Raw genomic sequence first — 14,328 nt, 5'->3', positions numbered from 1 at the left:
TATGGTCAAACCGATCGTAGATCTTGCTAAGTATCTTGAGAAAGGAATCCTAAAGCCCCCATTCGCAGCAATCATTGAACATTTTCATGATAGTTATTTACTGGCAACTAAACATTCCTGCTCCCTTGAAACAAGCCATCGTTTATTTATGCAATTATTTGAGCTGGCCATGAAACAAAGTGAAAATCCTTATCAATTCGAAATTTTTCACCAATCTATCCGCTCACCTTTTGATTATTATCAATTTGGACTAGATTTCATTCGTCCTCTTATCAATTTTGAAAAATCGACTGTTTTAGGCCGTGAACAACTTGCCAAAATTTGTCAACAGATGGCGCAAGGGGATAATGTTATTTTGTTAGCGAACCACCAAACAGAACCCGATCCTCAGATACTAAGCTTAATGCTTGAAAATATTGATAAAAAGTTAGCAACAGAGATGATCTTTATTGCGGGTCATCGCGTTATAAGCGACCCTCTTGCTATTCCCATGAGTATGGGCCGTAATTTATTATGTATTTATTCAAAAAAACATATCTCCCATCCTCCTGAGAAAAAAACCCAAAAAGTTTCTCATAATCAGCGAACGATGAGAAAAATGAGCGAATTGCTCAGCGAAGGAGGACGCTGTATTTACGTGGCTCCAAGTGGAGGCCGGGATAGGCGCAATTCTGAAGGACAGATTACCATAGCTCCCTTTGATCCGCAAAGCCTTGAAATGTTTTGGTTAATGGCTCAGCAAGCAGACCATCCCACTCATTTTTATCCCCTTTCTCTTCACACATATGATCTTATGCCTCCTCCTAAACACGTTGAAAAAGAATTAGGAGAAAAAAGAACTGCTCAATTTTCTCCTGTCCACCTAGCATTTTCTGCAGAAATAGACATGAAACGTTTTTCAGAAAGTGAACATCTCGATAAAAAAACAAAAAGAAACAAACGAGCAGAATTTATTTGGAAAATTGTCCGAAGAAATTATGAGCTTTTTAACTAGCTAATCATTCAGTTCTAAAAATGATAACCACTCAGTACATAAACTGGGATTGGGCATTGTCCCGGAACAACGTATTCAAACAAATGAAATTGATCATAGTATTCAATGGACTTTATCAAATCCTAAAGAAGAAAATCAGAGACGATTCTAACATTACTTTCTCAACAGTTTTAAACCAAATTTAAATCAAAATTTGATTGAAAATGCTCGTCAACACCTTATTTAGGCAAATAAAGTATTTTTTTATATGTCAATAAATTGGTTAGTAAATATCCTTTTAAAGCAGCATTACAAACCTAAACTTTGGGTTATTTAATGAATGATACAACTTTAACTCATGCAATTTCAACTATCTTAAAAAATTATTACCGTTATTATGTTTGATTTAGGAAGTCCTTCCTCTCTTTTGTATGGTCAAAATGACTATCAAATCATTGAAGACCGCACTAAACTTGCTATTTTAACTTCCTCATTTTCTAAAAGACAAACTTTTAAATTCGTCTTTCTAACGGTTTAGAAAATTACTTAATTTCAGATCCTGATGTTACCTAGGACTCGCTCATTTCTTAGAACATATGTTATTTTAGGAACTGGAAAATACCCTATTGAGTCTGATTATGATAAATTTATTCGGTCGAATGGAGGCAATCAAACGCTTACACCGCATGCGATCACACATTTTATCTTTTTTCTATGAAGCATCATGCTTTCCCAGAAGCTTTAGATCGATTTTCTTCATTTTTTAAACACCTTTATTTAATCCCTCTGGAATAGTAAGAAAGCTTAATGCTATTGAACAAGAGTTTTTAAAAACCTTAATTTTGTTTTGCCTAACCAAACTTACCAAATTGATGTCTCAATTAAAAACCCTCTAACGCAGCTTTACTTGCCCTTGAAAATGATTTTTTTTATTCAAAACAAAAGCTGCTCAACAATTTTTTTCTCAAGCAATCGCCAGTGATTTTTTTGCAGCCTTGCGAACAAAACAACAAACCGGTTATTTAATTTTTAATACAGCTGAAGGATTCAATCAACAACTCTTTACCCTTTTTCCTGTGCAATTCAATACGCATGATCCACAAGATTTGCTATTTCGATTTGAATTATTTTTAGAAGTTTTCTTAACCGATATAGAGCAAAAAGCTTTAAATCAATCAAATTTTGAAAAAATTAAAAATGGATTGCTAGAAAAACTTAACTATCCTCCTCAAAATCTTCAAGATATGGGAAACCTTTTAAAGACATTGACATTTAAATATGAAGGTGACTTTGATAGGGTTACTAAGGGCATTCAAGGATTTAAAGAGCTCCATTACGAAGACTTTTTAGAAATTGTCACGCAATTAGTAGGAAAAGACAATAAAAGACGACTAGCAATTTTAGTCAAAGCAACTTCGGCTCCTAAAAGACTTTTATTTACATCATTAAAAGAAGAAGAGCTCAAAGAAAGAAGCACTTATAACCATTTGGATTAAATATGGCTGATTCATGGCACTGGATATTTTTTAATGTATTCATTCTTCTACTTCTCGCTTTAGATCTTTATCATTTTTATTACAAACCCCATAGCATCAAATTTAAAGAGGCTGTTTTAACTTCTGTGGGTTGGGTAGCAATTGCTTTTTTGTTCAATGCTTGGCTTTATTACCATTTCGGCTCTGAAACAGCGATTAATTTTTTTACAGGATATTTATTAGAAAAATCCTTAAGTGTGGATAACCTCTTCATTTTCTTACTGATTTTTACACATTTTAAAGTTCCTAATGATTGTAAACACCGTGTTCTTTTTTATGGAGTACTAGGAGCCATCTTCATGAGAGGCTTGCTAATTTGGGGTGGAGTTTCCCTAGTTCAACGATTTGATTGGATGTTCTATTTGTTTGGCTTGTTTCTTATTTATACCGGAATAAAAATGGGGCTCTCAAAAGAAATTAATCTCAAATTAGAAGAAAATCGTATCTATCTTTTTTTAAAAAAAATGATTGGAATGACTTCGGACTATCATGCACAATCTTTTTTCGTAAAAATAGGTGGTAAGTGGATAGCAACTCCCCTTTTTCTAGTAGTCCTATTAATTGAATTTGCAGATTTAGTATTTGCCATTGATTCTATTCCTGCCATCCTAGGTATTACAACGGATCCCTTTATTGTTTATACTTCGAACGTCCTAGCTATTTTAGGTCTTCGTTCCCTCTTTTTTGTTTTAGAGGGTATGATGCAACGTTTTTATTTACTTCACTATGCATTGGCTTTCATTTTGACTTTCATTGGTTTTAAAATGTTATTAGCAAATCTCTTTCACATCCCTACATTTATAGCCTTGGGGATTTTATTATTAGCTCTGCTATGTGCTGTGATAGGCTCTTTTTTATTTCCAATTTCGCAAGAAGAAATCAAACAAAATGAAAAATAGTTGTAAAAAAGAAACATTCTAAGAATAACTAATCAAGCTCAAATAGATATGACAAGAAACCTTAAAAAATCGTTTATAAATTTATTACTTACACTTAGAAAAGATAGATAGACTTGAAAATTTGGAAAAATATTGAAATTAATTCAAATACATATTAAAATATTAATTAAGTATTAATTTGGAGTTTTATATGAGTTTAGAACAAAAAATGGAGGAAAAATTTCATTCAACTCAAGTAAAAATGAAAGAAATCTCCGTAGGCATGGGAAAATTAGAATCGGAGTACCAAAAGCTTTTGAAAGATTTGGGGCTTTCTAGTGAAGAAGTTCATGAATTCGCTTCTAATGCATCCAATTATTCCGCTCCTATATGGGAACAACTGCAAAATGAAAAAAAACAATTAGATGAAAAATTAAATCTAAATCTAAACAACGTAAGAGACCCTTTAAAAGTAAAAAAAGCTTTTTCGGATCACGCCACTATCCAATCTCACTGGATTTACGTCCGCTAATTTTCAAAACTTAAATCATAAAATTTGCTAATCTAATATTTATGTGCATATCCATTCAACCATTCAATCTTAGTCATGCACAAAACAATAAATTTTTCAAAAGCTTGCACATCAACAAGTTAATTTTTTCTTCTCGTCTGACAGTTTATATCTTCTGCATAATTTGAAACATGTGCTTTCTAAACCCATGCTTAATATGATATGAAAGGCTAAATTGAGCTTAATCAAATTATATTATTGCGCAGATGATATTTGAAAGTCTTTTGATAAAAGTAAAAGTTAGATAACCAGACAGGATAAAGCGGGGACCCAACCTAAATAATTGATTACAGGTGGCGATGACAATTGTGATTTTATTTTATCAATGAATAAATCTAAGCTATTGCTTTAGAGTTACTGAGACGCTAGATTAATCCATGTAATATCCCAGTTACCTCATAAAATCTAGGCTTAAGCCATTGCAAAATCTTTATTGATAAAGAATTTGCTCATTTTAAATTTTAATATCCTTACTTTATTTGAAATATAGTTTACGGGAATATTATTCTTATTAATCAAAGGAACAAGGTTCTTCAAAAGAAATAAGCTGCGAAAATTAAACATCTTTTTCACTTTAGCCAAGCAGACAATTCAGTAGAAAGTGAATAAATTCAGCATTTTCAACCACTTAAATTTTGAATCAGTAAGATTTTGCAAAGATAGCATCTAATGTTGCCTCTCGTCCTGTCAAAATGCAGCGCCCTTTTGTTCCACTTTGCTTCACAGGTAAGCAACGAATCGTGACTTTTAAATCGCTTAACATTTCTTCAGTGACCGGATCTCCACACCACTTTGCTAAAACAAAACCTCCATGAATTTCAGGTTTTTCTTCATTCTTAGGAGTAAAAAAAGCACGCATTTCTTCAAAAGTTTCTAAATGACGATAAATATGCTGATCTCTGTAAGTAGCTGCTTGAACGTAATAGTTACGCTGAATGTCTTCTAAAATTGAAGCAGCTTGCTGCACAATTTGGTGTTTGGGCAACGATTGTTTATTTTTAGGAGACTGATCTCTTCTTGCTACCATCACAGCTTGCTCATTGACATCTCTTGGCCCAACCTCTAAACGTAGCGGGACCCCTTTTTTAACCCACTCCCAATTTTTCTCTCCGCCTCGTTTATCTCTTTTATCAATATGAACGGTTAAAGGTTTGCCGTAAAAAATTTGTTTTCTCAATTCAGCCGCCAAACTTTCAGCATATGCGAGAACTTGAGCTTCTAATTCAGGTTTAGGGATGACTGGAACAATCACAATTTGTTTATGGGCAATACGGGGAGGAAGTCTCAATCCATCATCATCTCCATGACACATAATTAAACTTCCAATCAATCGCGTTGTCATTCCCCAAGATGTCGTATAAGCATATTCTAATTGCCCTTCCATATTACTAAAGCGAATATTAGAACCTTTAGCAAAATTTTGCCCTAAATAATGAGAAGTACAGGATTGTAAAGCCTTACGATCTTGCATCATGGCTTCTAAAGTGAAGGTATTTTCAGCGCCAGGAAATCTTTCTCCCGGAGACTTTTCTCCGACAATCACAGGAATAGCTAAGACATCTTCAACAAAAGAGCGATAGACTTCTAACATTGTCATTGTTTCTTGTAAGGCTTCTTCATGTGTTGCATGCGCAGTATGCCCCTCTTGCCATAGAAATTCTGTCGTCCTTAAAAAGATGCGCGGGCGCATCTCCCATCGAACAACATTCGCCCATTGATTAATTAAAAGAGGTAAATCACGATAAGATTCTACCCAACGAGAAAAAGAATCTCCAATGATTGTTTCCGAGGTGGGCCTCACAATTAATGGCTCTTCTAAAGGACCGGCAGGGATTAAACGACCGTCCTTTTCTTCTAAGCGATGGTGCGTCACAACGGCACATTCTTTAGCAAAACCTTCTATGTGCGCCGCTTCTTTTTCTAAAAAACTTAAGGGAATGAAAAGAGGAAAATAGGCATTCTCATGTCCAGTCTCTTTAATCCGATCGTCTAACTGCCGCTGAATGTTTTCCCATATTCCATAACCCCAAGGTTTGATCACCATACTGCCCCGCACAGGTGAATTTTCAGCGAGATCCGAGGCTTTAACGACTTGCTGATACCATTCTGGATAGTCATTTTCTCTTGTGGGTGTAATAGCAGTTTTATCTTTTGTACTTGTCATGGTTTTCTCATTATGCTTTTGATAAAAAATGCTAGTCTATAATATTTCTAAAAAATTAACATCCAAATTCAATTCTCGCTTAAAATTATGTTCGTCTTCTTTTACCAATTCTAGTCTGCAAAATATTTTAAGAATCAGCCTTGTCAGTTATGGATATCTGTTATTAGATAAAGCTAGTTGAATGACTTCTTGTAATTGTTTTTCTAGATCCAAGTGACGGGAAAAAATTCGATGATCAATTTCAGTGACGGGACGTAGATGATTCAAGGAGTTACTAATAAAAATAGTAGCTTCGTTTGGGATATCTTCTATGCCTCCTTTAAAAAAATGGATAGGAAACTTCAAATATTTGATGAGGTTAGTTAAAAAGATCCCTTGTAAATATGAAAGGCTGGGATCGGGGATATATAATTGACAATTCTTTATCCAAAATAAATTCGAAAAAGCAGTTTCTAACAAATAAGCTTCACAATTACAGACCACCGCATCGTCATATCCTTTTAAATTTGCATAATCATAAACATATAATCGATCAAGATAGGATAATGATTTTAAATGTGCTGTCGGTTTAACGATGGGACTGGGATATAAAGTTAGCCGACAAGGAGTAAATGGTTCCAATTTGTACGATTGTAAAGTTAATAATTGAATAGAGGATTGTCGTAAGGGAAGAGATAAATAACGTTCATCTCCCCCTGTAATCATCATTTTTAAACGCCAAATCCCTTTGTGAGCCAAATTTAACCTGATTAACTCTTCTATCCATTTAAAATCTAATCGAGGAAAAATGAGCCGTAATTGGTGGCATTGATGGACTAATCTTTCTAAATGAGATTGCCAAAACTCAACTTGCCCTTGCTCAACTCGCAAGGTTGTAAAAAGGCCATCTCCAAATAAAAATCCTCGATCTGTGATAGGGATACTTGCTTGATTTTCTGGCATTAATTGGCCATTTAGACAAACCCATTTATTGGCCATTAGCGGTACCAAAATCCAATTTACGCCTAACTGGTTTTTGGGGGTTAGCAACCAACTGCGTCCGACTAATGCGTGGCGTTTCTGCTGAATCGTCTATTTCTGATATTATTTGAGGCGTTGGATTTGGCCTAACGTGAGGAAATTTATTTAAAATCGTTTGAGAAGGACTTGGGGAAAGGCCAATACTATCATTTTTATTTTGAGTCACAAAAACCAATTGCTTGACAAGTAAACTAATTCCCAAAGAGGCTACCCAAGCACAACTTGTTCCGTGAACAACTGCATTAAATGCTGGAGGTAAAATGGGTTTAAAATAATTATAACAATAAAGCGCCACGAATGCTAATATGGCTCCTCTAGCAATGATTTCTATCGTTTCCCAATAGTGCCTTTCCGCTTGTGCAAAGTGAGCACTGAATTGTAAGGTCGTTAATCCCCATAAAATAGAATCCAATTGTTTAAGTCTGCTTGAAATTTCCATTTATGACCTTATTTATATACATACAAATTAAATTCTTTACTTCAAACAATCTAAAAATTTGTTGAATCTTACTATTTGATTAAATTAATAAACAAATTTTATTTTTCTGCATTTTAAATACAAAGACTTAAATGCATTTAAGTCTTTAGTACTCGAAATAATGAGTCACCCTTAAAAAGAGTTTCTGCATATTCATTAATTGGATCAGAATCGATAACAATTCCACCCCCCACTTGGAAGCTAATGTAATTGTCTTTAAATACCAAAGTTCGAATCGCAATATTCAAATCAAAATCTCCTTTTCCTGTCATATATCCCATTGAACCTGTATAAATACCCCGTGATCGATTTTCTAATTTTTGTATACATTCCATCGCTTTCAATTTGGGACAACCGGTAATAGAGCCACCTGGAAATGCGCTACGGATAATTTCTAAAGATTTTAGATGCTTTAAAGCGATAGAACGAATAATTGAAATCAAGTGATATACGTTCGTATAGGCCTCACAACGCCACAAATCAACCGTTTTAACACTGCCAATTTCACTGATTTTACCTAAATCATTGCGCATTAAATCTGTAATCATTAACAGCTCAGCTTTTTCTTTTTCAGATGAGAGTAATCTTTCTTTGAACAATTGATCTTCTTCAAAATACCCACCTCTTTGTATTGTTCCTTTAATTGGGCGCGTTTCTAATAGCCTTTCCTTTTTTTGCAAAAATCTTTCAGGAGAGCTTGATACAATTGTATAATGATCTGCTTTCAAATAAGCGGAAAAGGGAGCGGGATTGATTTCTATTAATTGACGAAAGACGTCAAAAGGTCGCAGGACACCTTCAAATGTAAATTCTTGGGATAAATTAATTTGGTAAACATGTCCCGAAAAAATCCACTCTTTTGCCTCATCAATCATCTTTAAATAAGTAAGTTGACGATTTGAAAGAGAAAAGTTTTTTAATTGAGCTTCTGTTTTTTGTGAAGTTCGAGAAAAAAAATTAAAGCCATCACTTTCCCACCAATTTTTATCAGAAAGTTTTTCAACCCAATGTTGATGTAAAGGATTTAGTGTTTGGCCAGTAAAATCGGCTATTTTAAGGATAGCCTGTTGGTTAGAATGGTTGTAGATAATTGTAATTGCGCATTTTTGCCACATGGCATCAGGTGTCCATTCATGAGATTGGCAAAATAATTGTACATCAGGATCGGAAGAAAATCCCATTTCATAACCAAAAAATCCAAAAGCGTAGTTTTCAGAGTTATTTTCTAACGAATCAAAAAAAAATTTTTGAAGAGCTTCCCAAGGATTTTTTATCTCTTGCTGGAAGATCTGTTGCTTTGTTTTATGGATCACTTGCCGATCTTTTACAATCACAATCTCAATCGGAAAAAGAGATAAAAAAGAATGCTCAGAGGAGTCAAATTCACCTCCAGAAAAAAGCAAGCAAGTTCCTTCAAACTCCGCAAAAAAATCTGCAACAGCTAATAATAGATCTTTTTGAAAAAATGAAGGTAAGATAAAAGAATTAAGCATCTTATACCAATTGCAAAAGTAACGGTATAAATTCAATGTTCACCCAAAGCATAAAATAGAGCGATGAGTGAATAAAGTTTCTAAAAAAATTTACGCGTCTTTTTGATGAGAAATTATTCGTTTTCTAATTCTTCTGGAATTTTCATATTATGATAAACAGCGTCGACATCTTCAAGCTCTTCTAACCACTCGATCAACGCCAAGTTATCTTTAGCAGTTTCTACACTACATTCCACATAAGTTCTGGGAATCATTTCAAGTTCGGCTTCTTCGCAAGCAAATCCTAAGTGGTTAATAGCATCTTTCACACTATATAAATGGGATGGATCTGTAGTAATAATAAAAACATCATTATCTACTTCGAAATCTTCTGCACCAGCTTCGGTAGCAGCTAGAAACAACTCCTCTTCAATCGCATTTTTCTTACTAATTTGTAAGATCCCTTTACGATCAAAATTAAATGTGACAGCGCCTGGAGTAGCTACCGTCCCTCCACGCTTATTTGTCGCTATGCGCATGTCAGAAGAAATTCGATTTTTATTGTCTGTCATTACATCGACCACAATTCCGACTCCCCCATGCCCATATAATTCATAAGTCATTTCATGATAATCTTCTTGATCTGCACTAGATGCTTTTTTAATATTTCGATCAATGTTTTCATTGGGCATATTGGCATCACGCGCTTTTTGCAAGGCTAGCCTAAGACGGGGGTTGTTTTTTTGGTCTGCTCCTCCTAATTTAACTGCACTAATAATTTCTTTCGCGATTCGAGAAAAAATCTTTCCCTTTTTTGCATCCGCTTTACCTTTACGATGCTTAATGTTTGCCCATTTACTATGACCTGCCATGAAAGAACCTTATACGATTTAAGAATTTATCTTTGCGAATTATATACAAGAATAAGATGAATTAAATAAATAATTCTGATTATCTTTAATCCATTGCTGAGCCATTTTATAATGCTTAAATTGCTTCTCTCTCTCTTTAAATGCTTTACTATGAATATGTTTTTGCCCTTTTTCATCGACGTAGGTGGGACACACATAATGTAACATTTCATGGTAAACAACAAAAGATACAAAGTAATAAGGAAAGTAATTGTTATCTAGCATCCGATTAATTTTAATCAGCTTTAAAGGGTCGTGAAATAACCCAAAAGTAATGCGATTAGGTCGATGTTTTTTTTTCTTAGATTTTCCAAACCAGGTAATATGTAATTCTAATGCATTATTGAAATATTCTTCATTTAATTGAGCATAGATACTTTTCAAATCATGCACAGAACCCTTTGCTTGGAGTTTACTCAAATCTAGTTCGTGAGAGTAATCTAGCTTTTGTAAATTATCCTCAATATAAGCTTTAATGCTGGGAGCAATTTTTTTATGCTCTCCTTTGAGATAACAACCTAGTGCTTGCATGACATTTAAAGGAGCTTGTAAGAACATGCGATGAAGAGAAACTTTTGCGCAGTCAGGCTCCCATTTAACGCTTAACATCGTTGAACGATTATCATTGATTTTCAACTGTAATTTCATACCGGCACTATTTTCAAGCTTTTGCTGAAAAGTTTGCGTTAATTGAGAATCGTTTATCATTATTTATATAAATCTCTCCATAAAAACGCGTCCACCATATCCTTCGTTTTCTTTAATCCAATTATTTTGCTCCCCAAAAATTTTAAAGCCAAAACGCTCATAGAGACTAATGGCCGCTTGGTTCCCTTTATAAACTTGAAGATGAAGCAACTCGATTTTGAATTTCTCTTTTGCTAAATGAATAATACTATTCATCAAATAGGTGCCGATTCCCTGTCGATGAAAATCACGCGCCAAAATAATCCCGAATTCACACTGGTGGGCTAATCTGCGATAAGGCTGAAGATAAAGAGTTGCGATTCCGCAAGGAATGCCATCTTTAAGAATCGTTAAACTACATTTATAACGATAAAAAACAATCCATCTCATGACAGCATCATCAATTTCTAATTCATCATACATAGGAAACCAACGCCGAATTTCTGGATCCATCAACCATTCTTTAAGGTATTTAGCATCTCCAGATTCCGTATAGCGCACTTCAATCCCAGTAGGAATCGCCTTTGAACTATCCATCAGCCAAACTCCTTTAAATAAGCGTTAACAAATTCATCTAATTCACCATCCATCACGGCTTGTATGTTACCACTTTCAGCTTTCGTCCTTGTGTCTTTAACAAGCGTATAAGGTTGAAAAACATAATTGCGGATTTGGCTACCCCAAGCGTTTTCTTTTTTTTCCCCTTTTAGATTATTTAGGGCTTTTTCACGCTCTAACACTTCCATTTCATATAACTTTGAACGAAGCATCTGATAACAAGCTTCTTTATTTTGTACTTGACTTCGTTGAGTTTGACAAGAAACAACAATTCCTGTAGGCATGTGGGTTAAACGTACAGCAGAATCTGTTTTGTTTACGTGCTGCCCTCCAGCTCCTGAAGATCTAAAAGTATCGACTCTAACATCCTCAGGTTTAATTTCAACTTGAATGTCAGTAGTTATTTCTGGAGAAACATCCACTGATGCAAAACTGGTATGCCTCTTAGCATTACTGTCGAAAGGGGAAATGCGCACTAAACGATGTACGCCTTTTTCAGCTTTGCTATAACCATAAGCATAAGAGCCTTGAAAACGCAGAGTAATACTTTTTAAACCAACCACGTCTCCATCGACAAAATCGATAATTTCAATTTTCCATCCCTTCTTAGCCGCCCAGCGTTGGTACATCCTCGACAACATCTGAGCCCAATCACAAGCTTCTGTTCCCCCAGCTCCTGAATTAATCGTCAAATAGCAATCTTTGTTATCCATTTCTCCAGATAACATCCGCTGAACTTCTAAATCTCCCAGCACTTTCTCAATAGAATCTAAATCTCTTAAAAGTTCTTCAATAAAAGATTCTTCATTTAATTCATAGGCTTCAGGAAGTAACTCTTTGCAATTCTCAAATTTTGTTTTAAGTTCCTGATAAGGGACAGTCCAAGCTCGCAAATCACGGCATTCATTAATAATTAATTGCGCTTGTTCAGAATTATTCCAAAACGAGCTTTCTCCCATTAATGTCTCTAATTCTTTTACCCTAGCTTCCTTCGCAGCCAAGTCAAAGATACCTCCACATGTGAAGAAGGCGTTCTTCGATTCCTTTTACTTTCAATTCAGCTTCATTATTCATCTCTACCTCATTTGAAAAACCTTTATCTAGCCAATTAATTTTATTATTCAGCCCCATTAAATTTAAATGATTTTTTATTTTAGTGGTAATAATTAACATTAACTATTTATAATTCATTAACAGACAAAACATTATAATTTAAATTAAAAATAAATTCATTATTTATCCGCTCCCAAAGAAAAAACTTTTGAAAATATTTTCTTCAGAATGGTGGGATTAAAGATCTTGCTTTGTTTATTATTTGTTAGTAAAATTAATCAATAAAGAATTTTTTTATTCTAACAACAAGCACAATTTTAAAATCTATTAATATGTATAAAGGAATCGTTCTTGTACTAAGCGCCTGTTTATTATGGGGGCTTATTTTTGTGATTCCAGATTTATTGATTAGTTTTACACCTCTTGAAGTTGCTTTGGGCCGTTATTTTTGTTTTGGTTTTATTTCTTTTATTATCATGCTTTGTCAAGGAATCAACAAATGGCTTGCCATTCCAAAAATGATTTGGATACAAGCCCTAATTTATGCTTTAGTGGTTAATATTTTTTATTATTTTTCACTGGTCCTGGGTTCAAGATATTCAAACGCTTCCACAATCACTCTTCTTTTAAGTTTAAGTCCTATCACGCTAGCGCTTTACGGGAACTGGCACCATCAAGAATGCTCTTTTAAACAATTAATTTTGCCAAGTTTGATTGTTATTGTAGGACTTGTTTTAGTCAATTACTCTGCCATTAATAACTTATGCACAACTTCTTGCCATACCTATTTATTCGGTCTCGGTTGCGGAATTTTTTCGCTATTTTCCTGGAATTGGTACGTTTTATCCAACGCAAAATTTCTCAAACAGCACCCAGAAATTCCACCCAGTGATTGGGCAACACTTCTTGGGCTAGCAACTCTATTTTGGGTACTGCTTATCATCTCTTTTTCTTTGATTGTCATAGACAAAAATTCTCTAAACAAATTTTTTGTCTTTGATCGCCCTCTTCAAGAATTTTTAATAGGAAGTTGTATTTTAGGATTTTTTTGTTCCTGGATTGGCGCTTATTTATGGAATAAAGGGAGTCAGGAAATTCCCATGACATTAGCTGGTCAACTAACCATTTTTGAAACAATTTTTGGCTTGATTTATGTCTATTCCTTTCATCGCCGCTTTCCAACTGTTTGGGAAGGAGTGGGAATGATTATTCTTTTATGGGGAACTTTTTTTACTTTGCAAACATTTAAGAAAGGGCAGATAATGGCTCCTACTCATTGAGGCAATTTGGACAATTCCCGAATTGGTTTATTTAATTTAATCTATCCATTAAAAATTTTTAATTTGTCGTTTCAAAGTAAGATTTATCATTTCTGGATTTTCAAATTCTTCAAAAGCCGCGATATTTTTTTATAAATTTACAAATGCATTTTAACGAGCTATGAATAAAAAGTTTATTGGCCACAAAACTTCCATTGTCATTCTAAATGTTTATGAAATTCGATTTCATTACCAAGTCCCGTCCGGTAGTGAGTAAAATTACAAAATACCATGTGTTAAATTTATTTATTCGAGGCAATCTGGTTTAAATCAGCATTGACCAAATCTTATTTCAAAAAAATTGTTAAGCAGAAAAAAATATGGGAAAGGTTCGAATAAATAGCCCTTGTTGTTTTGTGTAGTTTCTTAAAATAATTAACCAAATTTATTATCTAAAAATATCTCTTTAACAACTTATCTTAAGTTAAATATTTGCAAAATAGGAGATCTGGAATAAAATTTGATCATCTATAATTTTTATCAAACCCTAAAAAATTTAAGTTTTCAACTTGATTGAAGGCCTTTCCATCACTCCAGTCAGTAAATTAAGCGAGTAAGATGGCATGGCTTGAATTAAGTTCACTTTTTACCCTAATTGTATTTTTTTTATTCAGCGAATTTAGGAAAAAATCACAACGATTCTATTTTTAAAAAATTAAGGAGTTTGTAAAAATTTTTAGTTAAAACCCTGAATTTTGGATTCATACGT

At 34.0% G+C, this 14,328-nt stretch carries 14 protein-coding genes; 6 read left to right on the top strand and 8 right to left on the bottom strand.

The window, feature by feature from the left end:
• Position 1: 1 nt before the first annotated feature.
• From BU804_RS06120 to BU804_RS06100, 5 genes are all read left to right on the top strand, one after another.
• Positions 2–994: a 1-acyl-sn-glycerol-3-phosphate acyltransferase gene (locus BU804_RS06120; RefSeq protein WP_075883401.1), complete on the top strand. Its 993-nt coding sequence runs from the start codon at positions 2–4 to the stop codon at positions 992–994.
• A gap of 624 nt (positions 995–1,618) precedes the next feature.
• Positions 1,619–1,768 (top strand): insulinase family protein, encoded by a 150-nt coding sequence (locus BU804_RS17515; protein ID WP_079988632.1) that lies wholly within the window; start codon positions 1,619–1,621, stop codon positions 1,766–1,768.
• 176 nt (positions 1,769–1,944) lie between these two features.
• Positions 1,945–2,469 carry a hypothetical protein gene (locus BU804_RS06110; protein WP_445082300.1) on the top strand — a complete coding sequence of 175 codons (525 nt, stop codon included), beginning with the start codon at positions 1,945–1,947 and terminating at the stop codon, positions 2,467–2,469.
• A gap of 2 nt (positions 2,470–2,471) precedes the next feature.
• Positions 2,472–3,407, top strand: coding sequence for a TerC/Alx family metal homeostasis membrane protein (locus BU804_RS06105; protein WP_075883399.1), 936 nt, complete (start codon positions 2,472–2,474; stop codon positions 3,405–3,407).
• A gap of 190 nt (positions 3,408–3,597) precedes the next feature.
• Complete coding sequence (locus BU804_RS06100; protein ID WP_042280418.1) at positions 3,598–3,918, top strand: hypothetical protein; 321 nt, start codon at positions 3,598–3,600, stop codon at positions 3,916–3,918.
• A 679-nt stretch (positions 3,919–4,597) separates the two neighbouring features.
• On the opposite strand, the gene proS is transcribed toward BU804_RS06100, so the two are convergent.
• From proS to prfB, 8 genes are all read right to left on the bottom strand, one after another.
• Positions 4,598–6,121, bottom strand: a complete 1,524-nt coding sequence (gene proS, locus BU804_RS06095; protein ID WP_075883398.1) for a proline--tRNA ligase — start codon at positions 6,119–6,121, stop codon at positions 4,598–4,600.
• A 147-nt stretch (positions 6,122–6,268) separates the two neighbouring features.
• Positions 6,269–7,099, bottom strand: coding sequence for an aminotransferase class IV (locus tag BU804_RS06090; RefSeq protein ID WP_075883397.1), 831 nt, complete (start codon positions 7,097–7,099; stop codon positions 6,269–6,271).
• Positions 7,089–7,580, bottom strand: a complete 492-nt coding sequence (locus BU804_RS06085) for a hypothetical protein (RefSeq protein WP_075883396.1) — start codon at positions 7,578–7,580, stop codon at positions 7,089–7,091. The genes BU804_RS06090 and BU804_RS06085 overlap by 11 nt, the downstream gene beginning before the upstream one ends.
• A 137-nt stretch (positions 7,581–7,717) precedes the next feature.
• The gene (locus BU804_RS06080) at positions 7,718–9,112 is read right to left on the bottom strand and encodes an anthranilate synthase component I family protein (RefSeq protein ID WP_075883395.1); all 1,395 of its coding nucleotides are present in this window, start codon (positions 9,110–9,112) and stop codon (positions 7,718–7,720) included.
• A 113-nt stretch (positions 9,113–9,225) separates the two neighbouring features.
• Positions 9,226–9,963 (bottom strand): YebC/PmpR family DNA-binding transcriptional regulator, encoded by a 738-nt coding sequence (locus BU804_RS06075; RefSeq protein WP_039359666.1) that lies wholly within the window; start codon positions 9,961–9,963, stop codon positions 9,226–9,228.
• A gap of 39 nt (positions 9,964–10,002) precedes the next feature.
• Positions 10,003–10,710 carry a hypothetical protein gene (locus BU804_RS06070; protein WP_075883394.1) on the bottom strand — a complete coding sequence of 236 codons (708 nt, stop codon included), beginning with the start codon at positions 10,708–10,710 and terminating at the stop codon, positions 10,003–10,005.
• Positions 10,711–10,713: 3 nt separating this feature from the next.
• Positions 10,714–11,226 (bottom strand): GNAT family N-acetyltransferase, encoded by a 513-nt coding sequence (locus tag BU804_RS06065; RefSeq protein ID WP_075883393.1) that lies wholly within the window; start codon positions 11,224–11,226, stop codon positions 10,714–10,716.
• Positions 11,226–12,321 (bottom strand): peptide chain release factor 2 gene (gene prfB / locus BU804_RS06060; protein ID WP_197970172.1). Its coding sequence is split into 2 segments (ribosomal slippage): positions 11,226–12,251 and positions 12,253–12,321, totalling 1,095 coding nucleotides; the frame shifts between segments, so codons are not numbered across the junction. The genes BU804_RS06065 and prfB overlap by 1 nt, the downstream gene beginning before the upstream one ends.
• A gap of 311 nt (positions 12,322–12,632) precedes the next feature.
• On the opposite strand from prfB, the gene BU804_RS06055 reads away from it, so the two are divergent.
• Complete coding sequence (locus BU804_RS06055; protein ID WP_075883391.1) at positions 12,633–13,580, top strand: DMT family transporter; 948 nt, start codon at positions 12,633–12,635, stop codon at positions 13,578–13,580.
• Positions 13,581–14,328 lie beyond the last annotated feature (748 nt).

This window comes from Candidatus Protochlamydia sp. W-9 (assembly GCF_001950615.1).
Taxonomy (GTDB): Bacteria; Chlamydiota; Chlamydiia; order Chlamydiales; family Parachlamydiaceae; genus Protochlamydia; species Protochlamydia amoebophila.
Note: the sequence above shows the minus strand (reverse complement) of the source record. Positions and strands in the feature narration are given on the sequence as shown.